The sequence below is a fragment of the Georgenia subflava genome, from assembly GCF_009193155.1.
Classification (GTDB): Bacteria; Actinomycetota; Actinomycetes; order Actinomycetales; family Actinomycetaceae; genus Georgenia; species Georgenia subflava.
In genome coordinates this window covers 610,197-632,699 of the sequence record NZ_VUKD01000001.1, presented here as the reverse complement: position 1 = coordinate 632,699, position 22,503 = coordinate 610,197, and the positions used below count along the sequence as shown (strand labels likewise).

General features: G+C 72.7%; 20 protein-coding genes, 1 tRNA gene, 1 other RNA gene and 1 riboswitch. Of the genes, 9 read left to right on the top strand and 13 right to left on the bottom strand.

Features of this window, described 5'->3' with window-relative positions; all coding sequences use genetic code 11:
- The first annotated feature begins 71 nt into the window (after positions 1-71).
- Complete coding sequence (locus GD748_RS02875) at positions 72-1,406, top strand: uracil-xanthine permease family protein (protein ID WP_152193675.1); 1,335 nt, start codon at positions 72-74, stop codon at positions 1,404-1,406.
- 136 nt (positions 1,407-1,542) lie between these two features.
- On the opposite strand, the gene GD748_RS02870 is transcribed toward GD748_RS02875, so the two are convergent.
- The 4 genes from GD748_RS02870 to GD748_RS02855 all read right to left on the bottom strand — a co-directional run bounded on the left by GD748_RS02870 (position 1,543) and on the right by GD748_RS02855 (position 3,902).
- A complete protein-coding gene (locus tag GD748_RS02870) occupies positions 1,543-2,184 on the bottom strand; it encodes a LytR C-terminal domain-containing protein (RefSeq protein WP_152193674.1) in 642 nt (213 codons plus the stop codon).
- Between the two features lie 19 nt (positions 2,185-2,203).
- Positions 2,204-2,527 carry a type II toxin-antitoxin system VapB family antitoxin gene (locus GD748_RS02865; RefSeq protein WP_152193673.1) on the bottom strand — a complete coding sequence of 108 codons (324 nt, stop codon included), beginning with the start codon at positions 2,525-2,527 and terminating at the stop codon, positions 2,204-2,206.
- A gap of 107 nt (positions 2,528-2,634) precedes the next feature.
- The gene (locus tag GD748_RS02860; RefSeq protein WP_152193672.1) at positions 2,635-3,456 is read right to left on the bottom strand and encodes a C40 family peptidase; all 822 of its coding nucleotides are present in this window, start codon (positions 3,454-3,456) and stop codon (positions 2,635-2,637) included.
- Positions 3,457-3,459: 3 nt separating this feature from the next.
- A riboswitch (cyclic di-AMP (ydaO/yuaA leader) is annotated at positions 3,460-3,608 on the bottom strand.
- Between the two features lie 209 nt (positions 3,609-3,817).
- Positions 3,818-3,902: transfer RNA gene (locus GD748_RS02855), tRNA-Ser, on the bottom strand.
- 297 nt (positions 3,903-4,199) lie between these two features.
- Between GD748_RS02855 and ffs the strand changes: the two genes are divergently transcribed.
- The 6 genes from ffs (at position 4,200) to GD748_RS02825 (ending at position 11,123) form a co-directional block, all read left to right on the top strand.
- An RNA gene (ffs, locus tag GD748_RS02850) (signal recognition particle sRNA small type) lies at positions 4,200-4,296 on the top strand.
- Positions 4,297-4,362: 66 nt separating this feature from the next.
- Positions 4,363-7,125, top strand: coding sequence for a DNA polymerase III subunit gamma and tau (locus GD748_RS02845; RefSeq protein ID WP_152193671.1), 2,763 nt, complete (start codon positions 4,363-4,365; stop codon positions 7,123-7,125).
- Between the two features lie 10 nt (positions 7,126-7,135).
- Positions 7,136-7,735 (top strand): recombination mediator RecR, encoded by a 600-nt coding sequence (recR, locus tag GD748_RS02840; RefSeq protein WP_152193670.1) that lies wholly within the window; start codon positions 7,136-7,138, stop codon positions 7,733-7,735.
- Between the two features lie 5 nt (positions 7,736-7,740).
- Entirely contained in the window at positions 7,741-8,523 is a 783-nt protein-coding gene (locus tag GD748_RS02835; protein WP_152194346.1) for a sulfite exporter TauE/SafE family protein, read from the top strand.
- Positions 8,524-8,784: 261 nt separating this feature from the next.
- Entirely contained in the window at positions 8,785-10,062 is a 1,278-nt protein-coding gene (locus GD748_RS02830) for an aspartate kinase (RefSeq protein WP_152193669.1), read from the top strand.
- Positions 10,059-11,123, top strand: coding sequence for an aspartate-semialdehyde dehydrogenase (locus tag GD748_RS02825; RefSeq protein ID WP_152193668.1), 1,065 nt, complete (start codon positions 10,059-10,061; stop codon positions 11,121-11,123). The genes GD748_RS02830 and GD748_RS02825 overlap by 4 nt, the downstream gene beginning before the upstream one ends.
- Before the next feature lie 68 nt (positions 11,124-11,191).
- Here the strand turns inward: GD748_RS02825 and GD748_RS02820 are convergent, their stop codons facing one another.
- Together GD748_RS02820 and GD748_RS02815 are read right to left on the bottom strand one after the other, a co-directional pair.
- Positions 11,192-11,788, bottom strand: coding sequence for a hypothetical protein (locus GD748_RS02820; RefSeq protein WP_152193667.1), 597 nt, complete (start codon positions 11,786-11,788; stop codon positions 11,192-11,194).
- A gap of 43 nt (positions 11,789-11,831) precedes the next feature.
- Positions 11,832-12,197 (bottom strand): VOC family protein, encoded by a 366-nt coding sequence (locus GD748_RS02815; RefSeq protein ID WP_152193666.1) that lies wholly within the window; start codon positions 12,195-12,197, stop codon positions 11,832-11,834.
- Positions 12,198-12,325: 128 nt separating this feature from the next.
- Here GD748_RS02815 and GD748_RS02810 point away from each other — a divergent pair, with 128 nt between their 5' ends.
- Positions 12,326-14,053 carry an alkaline phosphatase D family protein gene (locus GD748_RS02810; protein ID WP_152193665.1) on the top strand — a complete coding sequence of 576 codons (1,728 nt, stop codon included), beginning with the start codon at positions 12,326-12,328 and terminating at the stop codon, positions 14,051-14,053.
- Between the two features lie 103 nt (positions 14,054-14,156).
- Here GD748_RS02810 and GD748_RS02805 read toward each other — a convergent pair whose 3' ends face one another.
- The 4 genes from GD748_RS02805 to GD748_RS02790 all read right to left on the bottom strand — a co-directional run bounded on the left by GD748_RS02805 (position 14,157) and on the right by GD748_RS02790 (position 17,938).
- The gene (locus GD748_RS02805; protein ID WP_152193664.1) at positions 14,157-14,678 is read right to left on the bottom strand and encodes a hypothetical protein; all 522 of its coding nucleotides are present in this window, start codon (positions 14,676-14,678) and stop codon (positions 14,157-14,159) included.
- On the bottom strand, positions 14,675-15,373 hold the full coding sequence (locus GD748_RS02800; RefSeq protein WP_152193663.1) for an FAD-dependent monooxygenase family protein: 699 nt from the start codon (positions 15,371-15,373) through the stop codon (positions 14,675-14,677). Before GD748_RS02800 ends, GD748_RS02805 begins: the two co-directional genes overlap by 4 nt.
- Before the next feature lie 193 nt (positions 15,374-15,566).
- The gene (locus GD748_RS02795; RefSeq protein ID WP_152193662.1) at positions 15,567-17,432 is read right to left on the bottom strand and encodes a S9 family peptidase; all 1,866 of its coding nucleotides are present in this window, start codon (positions 17,430-17,432) and stop codon (positions 15,567-15,569) included.
- Positions 17,433-17,461: 29 nt separating this feature from the next.
- On the bottom strand, positions 17,462-17,938 hold the full coding sequence (locus GD748_RS02790) for a nucleoside deaminase (RefSeq protein WP_152193661.1): 477 nt from the start codon (positions 17,936-17,938) through the stop codon (positions 17,462-17,464).
- 237 nt (positions 17,939-18,175) lie between these two features.
- On the opposite strand from GD748_RS02790, the gene GD748_RS02785 reads away from it, so the two are divergent.
- Entirely contained in the window at positions 18,176-19,060 is an 885-nt protein-coding gene (locus tag GD748_RS02785; protein WP_152193660.1) for a universal stress protein, read from the top strand.
- A 30-nt stretch (positions 19,061-19,090) separates the two neighbouring features.
- Here GD748_RS02785 and GD748_RS02780 read toward each other — a convergent pair whose 3' ends face one another.
- From GD748_RS02780 to GD748_RS02770, 3 genes are all read right to left on the bottom strand, one after another.
- Complete coding sequence (locus GD748_RS02780; protein ID WP_152193659.1) at positions 19,091-19,576, bottom strand: NUDIX hydrolase; 486 nt, start codon at positions 19,574-19,576, stop codon at positions 19,091-19,093.
- Positions 19,577-19,648: 72 nt separating this feature from the next.
- A complete protein-coding gene (locus tag GD748_RS02775) occupies positions 19,649-21,655 on the bottom strand; it encodes a PhoX family protein (protein WP_152193658.1) in 2,007 nt (668 codons plus the stop codon).
- Positions 21,656-21,896: 241 nt separating this feature from the next.
- Complete coding sequence (locus GD748_RS02770; protein WP_152193657.1) at positions 21,897-22,475, bottom strand: TetR/AcrR family transcriptional regulator; 579 nt, start codon at positions 22,473-22,475, stop codon at positions 21,897-21,899.
- Positions 22,476-22,503 lie beyond the last annotated feature (28 nt).

Here is a 22,503-nt window from a genome sequence, read left to right as displayed (position 1 = left end):
CCATGGACCGCTAGCGTGTGGTCCCGAGCCGCCCGGGTGGGCGCCTGGAGCGACGATCAGCGGGAGGTGCCATGGCAGGCAAGGGTTTCGGCAGATGGACGGTGCACGGTGACGGTCGTGGCCTCGCCCCCGGCGCCGTCGTCGCCCCGGACGAGCGGCTGAGCTGGCCGGCCACGATCGGCATCGGCGCCCAGCACGTGGTGGCCATGTTCGGAGCCACGTTCCTCGTGCCGCTGCTCACCGGGTTCCCGCCGGCAACCACCCTGTTCTTCTCCGCCATCGGCACGGTGCTCTTCCTCATCATTACCGCCGGCCGGGTGCCCAGCTACCTCGGTTCGAGCTTCGCGCTCATCGCGCCGATCACCGCGGCGACGGCCTCGGACGGGATGTCCTCGGCGCTCGGCGGCGTGGTCGCCGTCGGTGCGCTGCTCGCGATCGTGGGTCTGGTGGTGCACTTCGCCGGCGCACGCTGGATCGACATCGTCATGCCACCGATCGTCACCGGCGCGATCGTGGCCCTCATCGGACTGAACCTCGCCCCGACCGCGTGGACGAACGTCCAGGCGGCCCCGTTCACGGCGCTGGTGACGATCGCCGCGATCGTGCTCATCACCGTGCTGTTCCGAGGCATCCTCGGCCGGCTCTCGATCCTGCTCGGCGTCCTGGTCGGCTATGCCACCGCCTGGATCCGCGACGAGGTCGACACGAGCAAGATCGGCGAGGCCGCGTGGTTCGGGCTGCCGGAGTTCACCACGCCGACGTTCGAGCCCGCCCTGCTCGGGCTCTTCCTGCCGGTTGTGCTCGTCCTGGTCGCCGAGAACGTCGGGCACGTGAAGTCCGTCTCGGCGATGACCGGGCAGAACCTCGACGACGTCACGGGCCGCGCACTCTTCGCCGACGGCCTCTCGACCGTGCTCGCCGGCGCCGGCGGCGGTTCTGGCACCACCACCTACGCCGAGAACATCGGCGTGATGGCCGCGACCCGCGTCTACTCCACCGCCGCCTACCTGGTGGCCGCCGTCGTCGCGTTCGCGCTGAGCATGTCGCCGAAGTTCGGCGAGGTCATCGCCACCATCCCGACCGGGGTGCTCGGCGGGGCAGCGACGGTGCTCTACGGAATGATCGGCACGCTCGGCGTGCGCATCTGGGTGCAGAACCGCGTCGACTTCTCCGACCCGGTGAACCTCAACACCGCGGCCATCGCGATCGTCATCGGCATCGCCAACTACACCTGGGTGATCGGGGAGACCCGGTTCGAGGGCATCGCGCTCGGCTCGGCGGCGGCGATCATCATCTATCACGTGATGCGTCAGATCGCCCGGGCCCGCGGCACGAGCCAGGAGGCGGCGAGCCCCGCCTCGGCACCGGCGGGGACCGAGCTGAACCGAGGTGAGCCGCAGCACTGACGGCGGCGTCAGCCTCGGGGCGGCGCGCCGGCCATGGCCGAGCTGAACCGAGGTGAGCCCCAGCGCTGACAGCGGCGTCGGCCTCGGGGCGGCGCGCCGGCCATGGCCGTGCGCGCCGGCCGGGGGCCGTGATCCGTCAGCCCTGGGCCGGCGCCTCGGTCGGCTCCCCGGCCGTGGGCTGGGTCACGGGGGTGCAGTCCTCCGGTGCGGTCAACGGGGCTGCGGGGTCAAGAGCGGCGATCTCGTCGGCGGCCAGCATGGCCTCGTAGCCGCCACCCAGGACGACGTCGACGCTCTCGTCGGCACGCGTTGACTCGAGGGTGACGACCGACCCCGGGAAGAGGCGCGCGAGGGAGTAGGCGGCTGTGACGCCGATCGGGCCTGCCACGATCTGCACGACGCCGGGGTAGGAGCCGCCTGGCCAGTTCGCCTGCTGGTTGACCAGCACCCCGACCTGGCCCAACGCACTGCCCGTCGCGGCCGCGAGACCCGACCGGTCGGTGCCGTTGTAGACGTTCGCCGTGATGGAGGCGAGCTCCAGCGGGACCGCCCCCTCGGGGAGGCAGGGCTGCTGGATCTGCTGCTCGGTTGGTTCCTCGCTGCTGAACTCGCGCGTGAACGGCGCCGGGAGCAGGCCGCTCCACATCGCCGCCGCGACGAGACCGATCACCAGCAGGACCGTGATGAGCCCACCGAAGATGACGGTCTGGCGCTGCTGCAGCCGACGTCGCCTGGCTGCGCGGCGCTGCTCGACGTCGTTCGTGGAGGGGGCTGTCACAGGAGGCACGGTAGCCGAGTCAGGCCGGCGGGACGGGGACGCCCGCGTCGTCGAGCTCGAGGATCCGCGCGTGCAGGACGAGACGCTGCTGCAGCGCCGCGCGCAGGGCCCGGTGCAGGCCGTCCTCGAGGTAGAGCTCGCCGCGCCACGAGACGACGTGGGCGAACAGGTCACCGTAGAACGTCGAGTCCGAGGACAGCAGCGAGCGCAGGTCGAGCTGGCTCTTGGTCGTCACGAGCTGGTCGAGGCGCACCTGCCGCGGCGGGATCGGCGCCCAGTCGCGAGGTGTGCTCAGTCCGTGGTCCGGATACGGGCGCCCGTCGCCCACGGCCTTGAACATCACCCGTCGATCCTAGGGGCGCGTGCCACGTGGTGCACGGCCCCTCGCCGGGCCGGCCCGGGACCCGCGTGGTGCGCGGAACCCGGCCGAGCGCCGTCGAGAGGGGTCTGTCAGCCCACGCGGATGAACACCGGGTTCGCCAGGTAGATCGGCGACTCGTGCAGCGGGGTGCCGGGGTTGCGTGCGGCGATGTGGTTGCCGCCGCCGGTGTAGATGCCGACGTGCCCAGGTCCCCAGACCAGGTCGCCCGGACGGGCCTCGGCTGCCGAGACCACGGTGCCCGCGTTCCGCTGCGCCGAGGAGGAGCGCGGCAGGGAGATCCCGACCTGGGCGAAGACGTACTGGGTGAAGCCCGAGCAGTCGAACCCGGCAGGGGTGGCGCCGCCGTACGCGTACGGGGTGCCGATGTACTGGCGCGCGATGTTCACGATCGCCGACGCGGAGGCCGCCGGTGCCGGTGGGGGTGGCGGGGCAGGTGCGGCGGCCGGGGCTGGTTCCGCGGCGGGTGCCGGTTCGGCGGCGGGTGCCGGCGCCAGCTCGGCCCGCTCGGCGGAGCGCGACGCGGCAGGCGCCTCGCGCACGGCCTCGACCACCGGCTCGGGTACCGGCGGCGGCGGTGGCGGCGGGGGAGGCGTGGCCTCGGCGGTGGCGATCGCGTCGACCGACCACGTGATGTCGGTCGGGATGCTCACGCGCACGCCGGTCACCATCGCGGACACGGCGTCCGCGCTGATCGTTGTGACGTCGGCGCGCGGACGCATGGTGGCCGTCGGGGCGGCGGTGGCGGTGGTCGCCGCCATGGTCAGCACGAGACTGGAGGAGGCGACGGTCAGCAGGCCGCGCCGGGTGGCGGGACCGGGCACGAGCGAGAACAGCTGGGCGGCGGGTCGGCGGGCGGCGCGATGACGCGCTCCGGAGATCTTGGTCGGCACAGGCGTACCTCTCCTGGCTGCCTGCGGAGTCAGCTGTCGGGTTCGGACGGGAGAACGCCCGGCGCGACCGTCCTTGGCCGCACTTCACCCCGAGGACCCGGTCTCCCGGGCCCGTACACGTGGGTCCTCCGCCCCTGCCGCAGGTGTTCGAGGGCCCCGGACGACGGCAGGGCTCGGCATTCCGCCCGGAGGCTCCACGAGGAGGGATCGTGGAGCGAGGGTGACGCTACCGCGAGTCCGTGCGGAATGTCACGTTTTGGTCACGACGTGTGGACGACCGTGCGCGGGCGGGCCGTGAGGACGACGAACGCCCCGCGACCGTGATGGTCCTCGGGGCGTCGGGCCGGCTGTGCGCCGGCAGCGGAGGATGGGGGATTCGAACCCCCGAGGGCGTTAACCCAACACGCTTTCCAAGCGTGCGCCATAGGCCACTAGGCGAATCCTCCTGGAGAAAGACGCCTCGCGGCGGACTTTCAGGTGTCGAGAGTACCTGAAGCTCTGCACGCTCTCGACCACGCAGGCGGTCCCGGTGACGTGCCGTTCCTCACCGTGCGCACGACCGCGTCCCTCGCGGGGAGCGCGTCCGCGTCCCTCACGGTGCGCACTCCGCGTGCCTTGCGGGGAGCGCGTCCGCGTGCCGTTGCGCCCGGCATCCTGCTCCTACCGGTCTGGTCGCCGTGGAGCGCGCTCGGGTCGCCGTGGGGCGCGTGTGACTCGCGCGCGGACGGTCGGCTAGACTCGCCGCCGACCCCTCGTGCGGCGTCATCTTGCCGAACTCCCCCAGGGCCGGAAGGCAGCAAGGGTAGGTGAGCTCTGGCGGGTGCACGGGGGGTCCTTCTCGTCCCTGTCCACCGCGCTGACCGGGACGTGTGCCAGGTGTGGGTATGCGCGGATAAGGTCGTCCCCGTGAGCACCGCCCTGTACCGCCGCTACCGGCCCGAGACCTTCCAGGAGGTCATCGGCCAGGAGCACGTGACCGAGCCGCTGATGGCTGCGCTCCGGGCGGACCGGGTCACCCACGCCTACCTGTTCTCCGGGCCGCGCGGCTGCGGGAAGACGACGTCGGCACGCATCTTCGCGCGCTGCCTCAACTGTGCGCAGGGCCCCACCGACACCCCGTGCGGGACATGCGACTCGTGCGTCGAGCTGGCGCGCGGTGGCGCCGGCTCCCTCGACGTCGTCGAGATGGACGCGGCCTCCCACGGCGGCGTGGACGACGCCCGGGAGCTGCGTGAGCGCGCCAGCTTCGCCCCCGCGCGCGACCGCTTCAAGATCTTCATCATCGACGAGGCCCACATGGTCAGCCCGCAGGGCTTCAACGCCCTGCTGAAGCTGGTCGAGGAGCCGCCCGACCACGTGAAGTTCGTCTTCGCGACCACCGAGCCGGACAAGGTCATCGGCACGATCCGCTCGCGCACGCACCACTACCCGTTCCGCCTCGTGCCGCCCGAGCAGCTGCTGACCTACCTCGAGCAGCTGTGCGCCGCCGAGGGCGTGCAGGTCGGCGGGGGAGTGCTGCCGATGGTCGTGCGCGCCGGCGGCGGGTCGGTCCGCGACACCCTCTCCGTGCTCGACCAGCTCATCGCCGGCGCCCAGGACGGCGGACTCGACTACGACCGCGCCGTGGCCCTGCTCGGGTACACCGACGCCGCGCTGCTGGACGATGTCGTCGATGCCATGGCTGCGCGCGACGGCGCGAGCCTCTTCCGGGTCGTCGACCGTGTCATCGAGTCGGGCCACGACCCGCGCCGCTTCGTGGAGGACCTGCTCCAGCGGCTCCGCGACCTGGTGGTCATCGCGATGGCCGGCGAGCACGCCGCTGCCGCCCTGCGCGGCGTGCCGAGCGACCAGCTCGAGCGCATGCGTGCCCAGGCCCAGCACCTCGGCGCCGCGCAGATCTCTCGCGCCGCCGACCTGGTCAACGACGCCCTCACGGAGATGAGCGGGGCCACCTCGCCGCGGTTGCAGCTCGAGCTGCTCTGCGCGCGGATCCTGCTGCCGGGGGCGGACGAGGGGGACGCCGGCTACGGCGCCCGGCTGGACCGCCTCGAGCGCAGCGTGGTCGACGGCGGCACGGCGCTGCCCCCGGCACGCTCAGCCGCGTCGCGCCAGTCCTCGTCGGCGCCGCCCGTACCAGCCGGAGCACCGGCCGCGCCGGCCCCGGGCGCTGCCCCGGCGGCAGGGTCCGGGGGCGGCGCACCGAGCGGGTCGGGCACACCGGCACCGACCGTTCCGGCGCCCGACGGCCCCGCGTCTGCTGCCGCGGCGTCCGCTGCCCCAGCACCTGCCGCTTCGGCCGCTGCCGCTCCGGCACCGGCCGGCCCCGCATCTGCCGCGCCAGTGCCTGCCACGGCAGCCCCGACCTCGGCCACCGGCCCTCGGGCCGGCGAGACACCCGGCACGTCCGGTGGGCCCGCCTCGGCTCCGGCGCCCACCGAGCCGGGCCAGACGCCGGCTTCTGAGCCTGCTGCGTCGACGGCGCCCCCGATCGGGGCAGACGAGCCGCCGGCAACGTCCGCCGCACCGGCCGGCCCGCCGGTACCGTCCGACCCGACGGCACCGTCCGGCCCGCGCGAGCCCGCTGGTGCACCCCGGGGCCCCGCCCAGGTCGACGACGGTCAGCCCGCGCGTCCGGCCGCCGCACCGGAGAGCGGCGCCGACGCCGAGATGATCCGCCGCCGCTGGCCGGAGGTGATCGCCACCCTCTCCCGCCTCAAGCGCTCCACCTGGGCGCTCGTCTCCCAGAACGCCCAGGCCGGCGAGGTCGCCAACGGTGCGCTCCACCTGATCTTCTCCACCGCAGGGCTCGCGACGGCGTTCCGCAACGGACCGCACGCTGAGCACGTCCAGCGTGCGCTGTCCGAGACACTCGGTGTCCAGCTGCGCGTCGTGGGGGTCGTCGAGGACGGCTCCGGCCGCCCCGGTGGTGGCGGCGGGGGGCCGAGCGGTGGCGACCGGCCCGTCGTGACCGCCCCGACGCCGTCCAGCGCCGTCCTCGACGCCCGCTCCAGCTGGGCGAGCCCGGCCACCTCGGGCCAAACAGCGCCGACGACGGCTCGCCCGTCGGCGGCGCAGCCGCCCGCACCGTCGGCCTCGTCGGGTCCCGGCGCGGCCACGAACGGCTTCGCCGGACCGACTGCGGTCCTCACCGCCACGCCGCGTACCGCCGGGTCCGCCCCCGAGGCGGCGCGATCGACCCGTCGCACGGCGGAGGTGCCGTCCGAGGAGGACGACTACCCGCTGCCGCCCGAGCCGGTCGACGACGACCCGGGACCGCCCGCGGACCTGCACGCGTCAGCCGGTGCCCAGCCGTCCGCCGCAACGGCGTCGGGGGGAGCCACGCAGGGCTCAGCCGCGACCCAATTGTCCACTGCTAGCCAGGCCTCTGCCGCAACCCAGGCCTCTGCGGCGACGCAGGCCTCTGCCGCAACCCAGGCCTCCGCCGCCACCCCGGGGGAGGCGGGCTCACGCGGCCGATGGAACGACCGGTCCGCGTCGCCCGAGGCCACCCGTCGCCCGACCGTGTCCCCCGCCGACGACGTCGCCTCCCTCGACGACCCCGACGCCGAGGGCTCCGGGATGGTCGGCGCGCCGCTGGTCGCCAAGGTGCTCGGCGGCACGGTGATCGAGGAGCTGTCGGTGGCGCCGGGCGGTCCCGCCGCGCCGTAGGCTGGCAGGTGTGTATGAAGGCGCGGTCCAGGACCTGATCGACGAGCTCGGCCGACTCCCCGGCGTGGGACCCAAGAGCGCGCAGCGCATCGCCTTCCACGTGCTCTCGGCCGACACGGAGGACGTCGCACGCCTCGCCCACGCGCTCACGGAGGTCAAGGCGAAGGTCCGGTTCTGCGAGATCTGCGGCAACGTGTCCGAGGAGGCGCAGTGCCGGATCTGCACCGACCCACGCCGCAACCCCACTGTGCTGTGCGTCGTGGAGGAGGCCAAGGACGTCGTCGCCATCGAGCGCACCCGCGAGTTCCGCGGCAAGTACCACGTGCTCGGCGGCGCCATCAACCCGATCGACGGAGTCGGCCCGGACGACCTGCGGATCCGCGAGCTCATGACCCGGCTCGCCGACGGCGAGGTCCAGGAGGTCATCATCGCCACGGACCCCAACATCGAGGGCGAGGCCACCGCCACCTACCTCGCCCGCATGCTCCGCGGGATGGGCGTCCCCGTCTCCCGCCTCGCCTCCGGCCTGCCGGTGGGCGGCGACCTCGAGTACGCCGACGAGGTGACCCTCGGCAGGGCCTTCGAGGGCCGCCGCCTCATCGACTCGTGACCGGCGTGCTGGAGATCGACGCCCTCACCATCCTGCTGCTGGTCCTCGCCGGGCTGACCGCCGGGTGGGTGGACGCCGTCGTGGGGGGCGGCGGGCTCATCCAGCTGCCCGCCCTGCTCCTGGTCCCTGGCATCAGCCCGGTGCAGGCGCTGGCGACGAACAAGGTCGGCTCCATCATGGGCACCTCGGTGAGCTCGCTGACGTACTACCGCCGGGTCGGGCCGGACATGCGCACCGCCGGCCCGATGGCCCTCGCCGCCTTCGCCGCGGCGATCGGCGGCGCCGCGGTCGCCAGCCAGATCCCGGCCGAGCTCTTCACGCCGATCATCCTGGTCGTCTGCATCGCCGTCGCCGCCTGGACCCTCGCCCGGCCGTCCGTGGGCAGGACCACGGCGCTGCGGTGGGAGGGGAACCGGCACGTCTGGACCGCGCTCGGGCTCGGCCTCGTGATCGGCGCGTACGACGGCATGCTCGGACCCGGCACCGGCAGCTTCCTCGTGATCGCCCTCGTCGGGGTGCTCGGGTACGCGTTCCTCCCCGCAACGGCCATCGCGAAGATCGTCAACTTCGCGACCAATGCCGGGGCGCTCCTCTTCTTCGTGCCCCACGGCGCCGTCGTCTGGTCGCTCGGGCTCGCGGTCGGCGCCGCCAACCTCGTGGGCGCCTACATCGGCGCCCGCATGGCCGTGGCCAGGGGCAGCGGCTTCGTGCGCGTGATCTTCGTCGTCGTCGTGGGTGCGCTCGTGCTCCGCCTCGGCTGGCAGACGTTCCAGCAGTACTGGAGCTGACCACGCCCTGGGACTACCGAGACCCGGCCCACCCGTAACGGTGAGGAATCGGTGTGCCAGGCGCATCGTTCTCTCACCGTTGTGCCAGATGCACCGGTTGCGGCCATCCCCGTGCGGGGGACCAAGTGAGTCACGTCACGCCCCGTCCGTCATGCGGATCAGGATCTGACCGGAGCGTGAGACGCACCTAGACTGTCCCGATCAGTCCCGTCGGCGGAGCGCGCCTGCCCGCTGATCCCCGATCCACCCGGAGCTGAATCAGTGCCCCTCGTTGTGCAGAAGTTCGGCGGCTCGTCGGTCGCCGACGCCGCCAGCATCCAGCGCGTCGCGAGGCGGGTGGTGGAGACCAGACGGGCTGGGAACGACGTCGTCGTCGTCGTCTCGGCCATGGGTGACACGACCGACGACCTGCTCGACCTCGCCGGCCAGATCACCGACGACGCCCCCGCCCGCGAGATGGACATCCTGCTCACGGCGGGCGAGCGGATCTCGATGTCGCTGCTCGCCATGGCCATCGACGCCCAGGGCGTGAAGGCCCGGTCCTACACGGGCCAGCAGGCGGGGCTGCGCACCGACACCCGCTACGGCAAGGCCTCGATCGTCGGCGTCGTCCCCGAGCGCATCACCCGGGCGGTCACCGAGGGCCAGGTCGCGATCGTCGCCGGCTTCCAGGGCGTCAACGAGCTCAACGACGTCACCACCCTGGGACGCGGAGGCTCCGACACCACCGCCGTCGCCCTCGCCGCGGCCCTCGAGGCCGACGTCTGCGAGATCTACACCGACGTCGACGGGCTCTTCACGGCCGACCCGCGCATCGTGCCGAGCGCACGCCGGGTCCAGCACATCACCTACGAGGAGACGCTCGAGCTCGCCGCGCACGGCGCGAAGATCCTGCACCTGCGGGCCGTCGAGTACGCCCGCCGCTACGGCGTGCCGCTGCACGTGCGCTCGTCGTTCTCGAACAAGGAAGGCACCTGGGTCGCAGACACCGCCGCGACCTCGGCCGAGGAGGAAGCCATGGAAGACCCGATCATCTCCGGCGTCGCGCACGACCGCAGCCAGGGCAAGATCACCGTCGTCGGCGTGCCCGACGTCCCCGGTATCGCTGCGAAGCTCTTCGAGGTCGTCGCCGCGGCGGACGCGAACATCGACATGATCGTGCAGAACGTCTCCACCCAGCGCACCGGGCTGACGGACATCTCCTTCACCCTGCCCGAGGCCGACGGCATGGCGACGATGAAGGCCATCCAGGGGGCCGCCGAGACCCTGCAGTACTCCGAGGTCCGCTACGACGACCAGATCGGCAAGCTCTCGCTGGTCGGCGCCGGCATGCGCTCCCACCCGGGCGTCTCCGCCAAGCTCTTCGGCGCCCTCTCCGCCGCCGGCGTCAACATCGAGATGATCTCGACCTCGGAGATCCGCATCTCCGTCGTGACCCGGGCGGACCACCTGGACAACGCCGTGCGCGCCGTCCATACCGCCTTCGACCTCGACACCGCCGAGTCCGAGGCCGTCGTCTACGGAGGGAGCGGACGATGAGCGAGCAGACCCCGCGTGAGCTGACCGTCGCCATCGTCGGTGCGACCGGGCAGGTCGGCACCGTGATGCGCGCGCTGCTCGAGGAGCGCGCGTTCCCGGCGACGGCGGTGCGCTTCTTCTCCTCCGCCCGCTCGGCCGGCAAGACCCTGCCCTTCAGGGGTGCGGACGTCGTCGTCGAGGACGTGGCGACGGCGGACCTGAGCGGCATCGACATCGCCATCTTCTCCGCCGGTGCGACGGCGTCGCGCGAGTTCGCGCCGCAGTTCGCCGCGGCGGGCGCCGTCGTGGTCGACAACTCCTCCGCGTTCCGCAAGGACCCGCAGGTGCCCCTGGTCGTCTCCGAGGTGAACCCGCACGCGATGGCCGAGCGGCCCAAGGGCATCATCGCCAACCCGAACTGCACGACCATGGCCGCGATGCCGATCCTCAAGGTGCTCGACACCGAGGCCGGGCTCGAGCGCCTCGTCGTCTCGACCTACCAGGCGGTCTCCGGCTCCGGCGTCGCCGGGGTCAAGGAGCTCGAGGGGCAGGTGCGTGCCGCCGTCGACCAGGACCTCACCGGTCTGGCGCTGGACGGCAAGGCCGTGACCTTCCCCGAGCCGGAGAAGTACGTCGCGCCGATCGCCTTCGACGTCGTCGCGCTGGCCGGCTCGATCGTCGACGACGGCTCCGGCGAGACCGACGAGGAGCAGAAGCTGCGCAACGAGTCGCGCAAGATCCTCGAGCTGCCGGGCCTGCCCGTCTCCGGCACCTGCGTGCGCGTGCCGGTGTTCACCGGGCACGCCCTGTCGATCAACGCCGAGTTCGCGCGCCCGCTCAGTCCCGAGCGCGCCACCGAGCTGCTGGCCGAGGCGCCGGGCGTCGAGCTCTCCGACGTCCCCACCCCGCTGCAGGCCGCCGGTGCGGACCCGAGCTTCGTGGGCCGCATCCGCGCCGACCAGTCGGTGCCGGAGGGGCGTGGCCTCGCGCTGTTCGTCGCGAACGACAACCTGCGCAAGGGTGCCGCGCTGAACACCGTGCAGATCGCGGAGCTGCTGGCCGCGGAGCTGCTCGCCGTCTGAGGTCGGGCTGCGCGGCTGCGCGGCTGCGCGGGGGAGGGCCGCGGAGCCGGCCGACCACGGCCCCGGATCTACCCGCAGGACTCCGAGGGGGTCCGGTCCTGCATGGTCACGAGGTGCAGGACCGGGTCCAGCGGGACGGTGACGGTGCGGGTCAGGCCGAGCCGGGTGACCGCGAGGTCGACAAGCTCGCGCGTGATCCCGCTCCCGGCTTCGAGGTGCAGGCACGCGGGCCAGTCCTGGGTGATTCGGACAGCGAAGCCCTCGCCGCCGGCCACCCGGACGCTGGGCGTCGCGTCACCGAGCACGCCGCGCTCTCGCTCGTACGACATGAGCTCGACGGTGAGCGCGTCGTCACCGACGGCGTCGCCCGGCTCGGCCGCGCGGACGGTGACGGGCAGCCGTCCGTCGTTGACGAAGGTGTAGAGCGCCACGGCGTCACCGGGATCGGGTCCGGTCACCTGGTAGGCCTGCCTGGTGTCCAGAGCCGTCAGGGTCAGCGCGTCGCCGTGCTGCGTCAGCTGGCCCGGCCCGACCCGTGGGGGCAGGAGGACGACGGCGGCGACCAGAGCGAGGGCGAGCACCAGCGCGGCGAGGATCACCGGCCGCCGGTCCGAACGACGCGCGGGCCCGTCGAGAGCCGGCGCCGGGCCGGTGGCGAGTGACATGGCCGGATCATGCCAGAGGAGAGGCCTGCCCACGCGGCATTCTCTAGGCCTTCGCCCAGACGCCGAGCTCGTTGCCGCTCGGGTCCTGGAAGTGGAACCGGCGTCCACCGGGGAACTCGTACGGGCCCTGGATGACCAGACCGCCCGCCTGCTCGACGGCGGTCACTGTGGCATCGAGATCCTCGGAGAACAGCAGCACGAGCGGTCCGCCCGGCCGGATGTCGGTCCCGAGGCGCAGCCCACCCGCCTCATCGCTGCCCGCCGGTCCCTGGATCCCGGTGTACTCCGGCCCGTAGTCGGTGAAGACCCATCCGAAGGCAGCGGCGTAGAACGCCTTGGCGCTCTCCATGTCGCTCACGGTCAGCTCGACGTAGTGGATCGGGTGATGGCGCGGCGCCTGGTCGGTCATGTCCGACATTGTCGTCGACGAGCGTGACCGGCCGCCTCCGGGTGCCGTCCGGCGCGCCCCGGCGTCGCCCCGGCGCCGCCCCGACGGAGCCCGGCGAACGCGGGCCGTCACGACTATCGTCGCCTCGTATGGACCCCGTGCGCGGAACGGAGGCGCCGCGGCTGCTGCTCGGACCGCTGCTGCGGCACGTCGACGCGACCAGCGCCACGGTCTGGGTCGAGACCGACCGGCCGTGCGACGTCGTCCTCCGTGCCGGCGGCCGGAGCGAGCGCGAGCGCACCTGGGCAGTCCACGGCCACCACTACGCGCTGGTCGCACTCACCGGGCTGGAACCCGCCTCGGAGCACCCGTACGAGGTCCTCCTCGACGACCGGTCCGTCTGGCCCGAGCCGGAGAGCCGGTTCCCGCCGAGCGTGATCCGCACGATCCGCCCGGACGCGTCGCTGCGCCTCGCGTTCGGGTCCTGCCGTCGCTGCGCGCCGGACGACGACCGCGCCCGCCGGGCCTTCGGTGTCGACGCGCTCGCGGGTATGGCCGAGCGGATGGCCGTCACCGCGCACGAGGAGTGGCCCGACGCCCTGTTCCTCGCCGGGGACCAGATCTACGCCGACGACCCCTCGCCGGAGCTCGTCGAGCGGCTGAAGGCGGCGCACGTCGACGGCGACCGGGCCGTGCGGGCCGAGGTGCAGAACTTCGAGGAGTACACCTGGCTGTATCACGAGAGCTGGACGCCGCCGCCGGTGCGGTGGCTGCTCTCCACCGTCCCGAGTGCGATGATCCTCGACGACCACGACCTTCGGGACGACTGGAACTCCTCGCTCTCGTGGCGGGAGTGGGCCACCGCCCAGGACTGGTGGCGGGGCCGGGTGACCGGGGCGTTCGCGTCGTACTGGATCTACCAGCACCTCGGGAACCTCTCCCCGGACGAGCTCGAGCAGGACCGTATGTGGGCCCTCGTGCGCGGGACGACGGACGACGCCGCGCGCACCGACGCGCTCGATGCCTTCGCCTGGCGCTCGGACGCGGAGCCGACGAGCGTCCGCTGGAGCTTCTACCGCGACTTCGGTACCCCGGACCACCGGATCCGGCTCGTGGTGGTGGACTCGCGGTGCTCGCGACGGCTCGGTCCCGACGAACGCTCCATGGTCGACGACGACGAGTGGCAGTGGGTGCTCGACCACGCGCGGGCGGGCAACCTCGACCACCTGCTGATCGGCACGACGCTGCCGTTCCTGCTCCCGCACGGCATCCACCACCTGGAGGGATGGAACGAGGCCGTCACCTCCCGCCGCACCTGGCGACCGGTGGTGGCGCGGTTCGGTGAGGTGCTCCGACGCGCCGTCGACCTCGAGCACTGGGCCGCCTTCCGCGGCTCGTTCGACAGCATGGTCGACCTCCTCGAGGACGTCATCCGTGGCGCCGACCCGCCGGCCAGCGTGCTGGTGCTCTCCGGTGACGTCCACTGCTCCTACACCGCTCGCGCCGAGCTACGGACGGACCATCCGGCGACGGCGGTGCACCAGCTGACGCAGTCACCGTTCCGCAACCCGATGGAGACTCCGCTGCGCCTGGCCTACGCCGCCCTCGACGTCGCCCCGGTCCGTCTCCTGTGGCACAAGATGGCCAGGTCCGCGCGGGTCACGGAGGTGCCGCTCAGGTGGGACGTCGACCACGGCCCGTGGTTCGTCAACGGCGTCATGACGCTGGTGATCTCCGGCAGGGACGCGCGGGTCGACGTCGACGGTGCGACGGTCCGCGCCGGTCGGCCGTGGCTCTCGCCGACGGCGTCGATCCCCCTGACGACCGCCACGCCGAGCGGGAGGGCGGGGTTCGCGGACGAGCGCGCCGCCGTCTGAGACCTGCCGGCGCGAGGCTGCAGGCCACCGAGGGCCGCGGGTCCCTCGGTAGCGGCCGCGCACTCGGCGGAGCCGCGGAACCTCGGTGGAGCCGGGCAGCACCTCAGTAGATGTGGAGCTTGTCCAGGAGCGCGAAGGTGTCGTCCAGGGTCTCGAACAGGTCCTTGTTGTGCTTGATCATCTTGCTGCGCATGTAGACGCGCAGCCACTGCTTGTACATGAAGCTCTCGTACCGGTCGAACTTCTCCGTCAGCTGCAGGTCCGGCTGGCCGATGAGGCCGGCGAGGAACATCGCGCACTCGAACCCCAGCGATATCGACTGGAAGTACGGCGAGCCGATCGCCGAGTCGCCGGCCAGAAATGCCGGCGACGTCGCGAACGGGTGGACCGACCCGGCCGCGTGCCAGCTCCGGCTGGTCACGTTGCGGGCGTGGTAGAGGTCCAGCGGGATCCGGACGATCTCGAGCTCGCCGAGTATCTCCCCGCCGGTCTCGTTCTTGATCCGGTCGATGAACCGGTCCATGGACACAGTGACGCCGGGGAAGTTGTCCCGCAGCCATGCGCTGTCGAACGTCGACGGCATCGCCCGGAACTCGTCCTCGGTGATGTTCACGATGCCCGTCACGTGGCTGACGCCCTGGTCGTAGTAGGTCCGGTGGACCCAGGGATGAACTTGTAGCTGTCGTTCTCGGCGTTCTTGTAGTACTTGCAGTACTCGTCGCAGTGATACGTCTGGCTGTACAGGAAGGTGATCACCAGGGCGTACTCGAGTCGGAGCCGGAAGAGGTTCGTCTCGCCCCCGGGGCCGCCGAAGGCGGGGGACATGTGGTCCCGCAGGAGGGACCTGCTGCCCGTGCAGTCGATCAGGATGTCGTCCGGCCCCACCATCGCCAGCGCGTCCGGTGCCGTGATCTCACCGGCGACCCGCTCGACCGAGGAGGTCCCGCGCCGGTCGATCAGGTCGCTGAGAGCCTGCTCGATCGCGTTGAGCGGGCAGAAGCCCAGCGTCCACTGGAGCAGGAGCGACCTCAGGTCCGACGGGATCAGCTTTCTGGAGGCGACACCTTCCTCGAGGTCGGTGCGGTCGAAGACGGCCTCGACGTTCTCCTCGTCGATGTAGTCGATGCAGTAGCTCTCGACGGAGTCCGCCACGAGGTAGCTGTCGAGCTTGACCATGCGGGTCCGGGTGTACCGGGGACGCTTCTCGTAGAGGTGCACGGCGTAGTCGCCCGTGGTCTGCAGCAAGGCCGTCAGCATGAGACCGACGGGGCCGCCACCGATGATGTGGACCGGGCGGGGCGTTGACGTCTCGAGGGGCATTCGGCCGCTCCTCACGCGGGAGAGACGCGGGAGTACCAGCGGCGCAGCGGGGGCTCCGCGCAGCGCGCACCACCGTTGGTGCGTGCAGCGGCCAGATTAGCACCGCGACGTCGTACCCCGGTCTGGCCGGCCGCGGTCGCGAGGACGAGGCGGGTGCTGGCAACAGGTGGCAGGTGGCAGGTGCCGTGCCCCGTCACCCGGCCGGCAGGTGACGGGCGACGAAGTCGAGCTGCCGGCGCAGCTGCCCGACCTCCTCGTCGTCGACCACCGACCCGTGGCCCGCGCCGTAGGTGTACAGCTCGACGGGCGCGTCGTGGTCGGTACGGCCGCGCAGCGCGTCCACGTAGCGGTGGATCTGCCCCAGCGGGCAGCGTGGGTCGTTCAGCCCGGCCATGATGAGCACCGGTGCGCGGACGGCGTCGACGTAGGTGATCGGGCTCGACTCGCGGTAGCGCCCGGGCACCTCGGCGGGGGAGCCGCCGAACAGCGAGCGGTCGAAGGCCTGCAGGTCCGGCATCTCTTCCGCGTAGGCGGTGACATAGTCCGCCACCGGCACGTCGGCCAGGCCGACCGCCCACCGCTCCGGCTGGGTGCCCAGGCCCAGGAGCGTGAGGTAGCCGCCCCAGGACGCCCCTGCGAGGACGGAGCGCGCCGGGTCGGCGACTCCCTCGGCGACGAGGTGGTCGTGGACGGCGGCGATGTCTTCGAGCTCGGTGAGCCCGACGCGGCCCTCCAGGGCGTCGCGCCACGCGGTGCCGTAGCCGGTCGACCCGCGGTAGTTGACGCTCACGACGGCGAAGCCGTGGTCCACCCAGGCGGCCAGGTGCGGGGAGAACGAGTCGGACCGGTGCCACGCCGGACCACCGTGGACGTCGACGACCACCGGGTACGGGGCGCTGCCTGTCGGGGGCACGCGCAGCAGCGCGTGCACCCGGCCGCCCGGGCCGTCCGCCCACACGTCCCGCACCGGCACCGACGGTGCGGGGCGCACGCCGCCGACCGTCACGACCTCCCGGCCGGTGCCGGCCGAGAGGACGCGGCGCGGGGTGGCCGCGGAGGACCACCGCAGCCAGACGTCGCCGTCGGGCCGCGGGCCGGCCTCGGAGACGCTGCCGTCGGCCGGTCCGACCGGCGTCGTCGCACCCGTGACGAGGCTGTGCCGGTACAGGCGGGTGCGGGCGTGATGGTCGACGGCGACCAGGAGGGTGCGACCGTCGGCGTACCACCACGCCTCGGTCACGTCGCCGGGCAGCGCCTCGCCGCCGCTCGTCAGCACCACGTCGCGGGTCTGCGCCGTCGACAGGTCCCAGATCAGCAGCTCGGCCCGTCCGTGGCGCTCGTGCCCGACGAGGAGGCGGGCGTCGCCGTCGAGCGGGGCGAAGTCGATCGCGACGAGGCCCTTCCCGGGGCCGTCGTCGAGGTCGGCCACCACGGCGCCGGTGTCCGAGCGCAGCACCCGCAGCGCGAGGTGGCGGTTGTCCCCGCGCTCGGAGTGCTCGATCGCGGTGAGGTTTCCGTCGTGCGACAGGGCGGACGCGACGGCGTCGTTGGCGTGGTGGTAGAGCAGCACCGGTACGTCGGTGCCGGGCTCGCTCGCGCCGACGACGACCTGGTGGATGGTCGTCCCGTGCTCGTCGATCCGGCCGACGACGGCGGTACCGTCCCGGGCGAGCAGCAGCCCGGCGGGATAGGAGTCGGGCAGGTCGATCGGGTCCTGCACGGCGTGCCCTGGCGGTGAGCCGAAGGGCTGACGGCGCCACCGGCCCCACTCGTCGCCGTCGGTGTCGTCGAACCACCACACCCACTGCCCGTGCGGGTCGATGGTGCACTCGGTGGTGCCCTGCGCCCGGTCGGTCAGCGGTATCAGCCGCCCGGTGCCCACCTCGAAGGAGTGGACCTGCAGGACTCCGCGGTTCGTGGCGACCACGCAGGCACGGTCGGGTGCGTACTCGGCCCACTCGGGCAGGTCGACCTGGCGTGCGCGCAGGCGCAGCTCCCACGCGGGTGGCGGCCAGGCGCCTGGGTCCTGGGACCGGACGGTCGGTACGGCGGTGCTCATGCTCGAAGCGTAGATCGCCGGCCCGCGCCTCAGTGCGCCGTGCGGTGGCGGCGGTGCAGGTCGTGGACCTCCTCGTCCAGGCCGTCGACGGGTCCGTCGACGACGACGCCCGGCGCGACGGCCGTCACCGGTAGCGGGGCGACCGGCCCGGGCTCGACGCCGAGGTCGTCGAGCCAGCCGACGAGCTGGGCGCCGGAGGCGACGAAGACGATGCGTCCCAGCCCCACCCAGGCGTGCGCGGCCGCGCACATCGGGCAGTGCTCGCCGGAGGTGTAGACGGTGGCGGACGCCCGCTCGGCTGCGTCCAGGTGGACCGCGGCCCACCTGGCGAGAGCGATCTCGGGGTGCGCCGTGGGGTCTCCGTCGGAGACCACGCGGTTGCGGTCCTCGGCGAGCACGGCTCCGTCCGCGCTGACCAGCACGGACCCGAAGGGCTCGTCTCCCGCCTCGAGGGCCTCTCGGGCGAGCTCGACGCAGCGGCGGAGGTGGTCGTCAGCGGTGGCCATGAAGCCCATGATGGCAGTGCGGCAGTGCGGCAGTGCGCCGGATGCGACGGTCGGACAGCGCACCGAGGCGGAGCCGGTCGCGCCGCTGGCCGAGGCGTTGCCCGGTCGCCGCTCGATGCGGCCGAGGAGGTCGCGGACCGGCGCCCCGCTGACCGCCCGGCGCGGCGGTACGGACCGTGCCACCCTGGTCGCACGAGTCCCGGCGACCGCCGGGAGGTCTGCAGCGGGAGGTCGTCGATGACGAGCCAGCTACCGGCACCCGGCGTGGTGGTGGGCACGGACGGGTCCGAGCACGCGGAGCTGGCGGTGGACGTGGCCGCCGAGGAGGCGGTGCGGCGCGGCGTCGCGCTGCAGATCGTCTACGTCTTCCCGTGGATGGCCAGGGCGCAGCGCTGGGAGTGGTCGCCTCCCGCCGACGCGCTCGCTGCCGCCGAGTCGATCGCCGACCGTTCGGCGGCCCGGGTCGGGGACGCCCACCCCGGCCTGCCGGTGGACGGCCGGATGCTCGTGGACGACCCGGTCACGGCCCTGATCGAGGCCTCGACCTCCGCCGACGTCGTGGTCGTCGGGGCACGCGGCCGGGGCAGCGCGGTCCGGCCGCTGCTCGGCTCGGTCTCGGAGAAGGTGGCCGCTCACGCCCACGGGCCGGTCATCGTGGTGCACGAGCGCCCGCCGCACCCGGACGGCCCGGTGGCGGTGGGGATGGACCCGGGCGAGGGGGCGCCCGAGGCGGTCGAGTTCGCCCTCGAGGAGGCGCGACGGCGCGGCGTCGGCCTGCTGGTGGTCCAGGGCAGACAGCACGAGTCGTTCAGCGGCGATGCGGACGAGCGCCTCGTCGAGCAGTTCGACACCCTCCTCGCCAAGGTTCACCGTGCCAGCGACGAGCGGGTCGAGAGCTGGCGCACACGCTTCCCCGACGTCGAGCTCGAGGTCCGCCGCACCACCGGACACCCGGTGGAGGCGCTGGCGGAGGCGGCCGCCGAGGCGGGCGTGCTCGTCGTCGGGAGCCGTGGGCGGGGCGGTCTGGCGAGCTTCTTCCTCGGCTCGGTCAGTCGGGGCGTGCTGCAGAAGGCGCCGCTGGTCGCCGTCGTACGGGTCCACCACGAGAGGGCGCGTCGCTGAGAGTCTCACCGGCGGGAGGCGTCGGCACGCTCAGCGCTCGAAGTACGGCCCCGCCGTGGGATCCGCGCGGTACGCCAGCGTCCGTTCCAGGCGCTCGCGGGAGGTCGGCGCCATGTCCGCCGGCAGGGCATCGAGAGCGAACCAGGCGACGTCGGTGGACTCGTCGTCGCCGACACCCGCGGTGCCGTCGACGTACCGGCACAGGAAGGTCAGGTCCAGGTACTGCGACACGTCCCCGTTGGGATAGGTGACGCGGTGCCCGGAGGAGACGGCGGTCAGCGCCAGCACCTCGGCGTCCACGCCGGTCTCCTCGGCGATCTCGCGCCGCAGCCCGACGGCGGGCTCCTCACCTGGTTCGAGGATGCCCGACACCAGTGCCCAGAGCCCGTTGTCGGCCCGACGCCCGAGCAGCAGGCGGTCGTCGTCGTCGAGGACGACGGCGGTGACGCCGGGGAGCCAGAGCAGGGCGTGCCCGACATGTGAGCGCAGCTCGGCGACGAACGGGGGGACGGGCATCGGGTCAGCCTACGACGCGGGCGGGCCGCCGACCGGTGAGGTCGACGGCCCGCCCGGCGCGAGCATCCGCGATCAGCCGTGGCCGATCTTCTTGCCGTCGAGGCGGTACGCGACCACCACCGACGGGCGGGGCACCTGACCTCCGCCGTCCGGCCAGCTCGACAGGCGGGTCTCGAAGGACGCGCCGCCGTACTCGCCCGGGTGCTGGACGGCGACGAGGACGCGCTCGTCGGTGACGATCGGCCCGCAGGTCTCGCCGCCGCGGGGGACGGTGAGGAACGTCTTGACCTGCCCGCGCCGGCTGCCCTTCACGGCGACGGCGTGGAGGGCGTCGTTGGCGCCGATGGTGCCGTTCTGGCCGTCCGTGCTGATCCAGAGGTTGCCGTGCCTGTCGAAGGCGAGGTTGTCGGGGCACGAGATCGGCGAGACCTGGGTCTTGTCGTACCCGGCGAAGTAGGTGTCCTCGTCCTCCGGGTTGCCGCAGAGCAGGAAGATGTCCCAGGTGAACGTCGACGACGTCGCGTCGTTCCGTCCGTCGACGAGCTCGATGACGTGTCCGTGCTTGTTGCTCGGGCGCGGGTTGGGTGCGTTGAGCTGGGCGGCGGACCGGGCTGTGTTGTTGGTCAGTGCGACATAGACGACGCCGGTCTTCGGGCTGGGCTCGACGTCCTCGGGGCGGTCCATCGTGGTCGCGCCGACGGCGTCGCCCGCCTGGCGGGTGAACAGCAGGACCTCGACGCCCGTCATGCCGGGCACGTGAGAGGTGGCGGTGTCGCCGGTGGAGGTGACCAGCGGGATCCACTCGCCGGATCCGTCGTCGGCGAACCGCGCGACGTAGAGGGTGCCGTTGTCGAGGAGCGTGGCGTTGTGCGCGACGTCGTTGCTCCGGTAGGCGTCCCGGGTCACGAACTTGTACAGGTAGTCGAAACGCTCGTCGTCGCCCATGTAGAGCGCGGCCCGGCGACCCGGGGTGAGGCTCACGGTGGCCGCCTCGTGCTTGAAGCGCCCGAGCGCCGTGCGCTTGCGCGGGGTCGAGGTGGGGTCGTACGGGTCGACCTCGACGATCCAGCCGAACCGGTTGACCTCGTTGGGCTCGGCGGACAGGTCGAAGCGGGTGTCGAACCGCTCCCACTTGCGCTCGGAGGCGCCGCCGGGCAGGCCGTAGCGGGCGAGCCGCTGCCTGGTGGCGGAGTCGGTCACGCCGTCGGCGTTCGCGAAGTACTGGTTGAAGTTCTCCTCGGCGGTCAGCCAGGTGCCCCACGGGCTCAGGCCGCCGGCGCAGTTGTTGAGCGTGCCGAGCACGACGCGGCCGGACGGGTCGGCGGAGGTTCGCACGAGCTCGGCGCCGGCCACCGGGCCGGTCAGCTCGAACTCGTCGGTCGCGGTGAACCGGCGGTTGAGGGGATGGTCGACGACGGGGTCGAGGCCACCGTTGCGCGGCCCGCGGTGCCGACCGGTGACGGCGACGACGCTCAGGCCGTGAGCCGCCCAGGAGACCTCCACCTGCTCGCGGGTGGGGTTCGCCGCGTCGTAGCCGCCGAACATCATGACCTCGTCGGTGTACTCGTGGTTGACGACCATCAGGTGCTCGTCCTGCTCGAGCGGCAGCAGCCCGACGTGGTCGTTGTTGTAGCCGAACTGGCGCGCCTGGGCGGCAGCGGTCAGGTTCGCGGGGTCGAAGTCGGCGGCGTCGGAGAAGAGCTTGTCGCCCCAGCGGATCACCGGCTCGGACGTGTAGCCGGCCGGCACGCTGACCGCGTCGACGAAGTTCGGGGCGACGGCGTCGAAGCGCAGCCCCACGGCGTCGGGGCCTCCGACGGCGGGCGCGGCCTGGGCGCCCTGCCTGCCCATCATGGGCACGGCGGCGGTGGCCGCGGCCACGACAGCGCCGGCCCGGAGGACCGATCGGCGGGAGAAGGCGCGGGCCGCGACGTCGCCGAAGTACTCGTTCGCGGAGGTGTTGGGCACCGGGTGGAAGCAGGCGTCGCCGCAGCGGAACCGGCAGGTGAGGGCGGACCGGCCGCCGTCGTGCGCGGGCAGCAACGGAAGCGGGCGGCGGCCGGGGACGGTCGTGCTCATGGGAGCTCCTAGTCGTCGTCGAGGTGCTGGCGACGCTAGGCAGGGAAGGTGTCCGGCTCGGCACGGCGCGTTGACCAGCCGGTGACGGGAAGTGGTCGGCTGGGGGTCGCTGTTGGGTCTGGAGCTCTATGGGGGACGCGGTGGGGCGGCGTCGACGTGGAGTGCAACGCGACCGACGAGCGGGATCGCAGCACCGGTATCGATTAGTGATCAGTCGGCCGGATGCCCGACGGACGGTGCGTCAGACCATGGCGAGCCGGTCCACAAGTAGTGTCACCCTCCGTTGGGTGTCCTCCGGCGGCAGCCGTCCCGCCCGGGTGAGGGTGGCCAGCCCGTGCAGGGCCGCCCAGAACACCTCGGTGAACAGTGCCGGATGGACGCTGTCCCCAGCGACCTCGCCGAGCGTCTCCAGCAGGGCGGCGAAGGCGTCCTTCAGTGGCTCCGGGGTGTTCTCGTTCGCGAACGCCAGACCGCCGTCGAGCCGGAACATGGCGTCATAGACGGCCGGGTTGCGCTCAGCGAACTCGAGGTAGGTGCCGGCGAGGGTGAGGACCCGGGTGCGACGGCCGTCCGCGGAGGAGGCTCCGGCTCGCAGCGCCGCCGCCAGCTCGGCGGCGCCCTCAAGGGCGACGGCGCCGATGATCTCGCGCTTACCGCGGAAGTGACTGTAGAGGACGGGCTGGCTGTACTCGATGCGCTCGGCGAGACGGCGGGTGGTGACCGCGTCCCAGCCCTGCTGCTCGGCGATCTCGCGGGCCGTCGTCACAATGAGGCGCTCGCGGACAACCCGCTCTCGCTCCTTGCGTGCCTGCACGGACATGAGTCGATCCTAGCATCGCTAGACAACC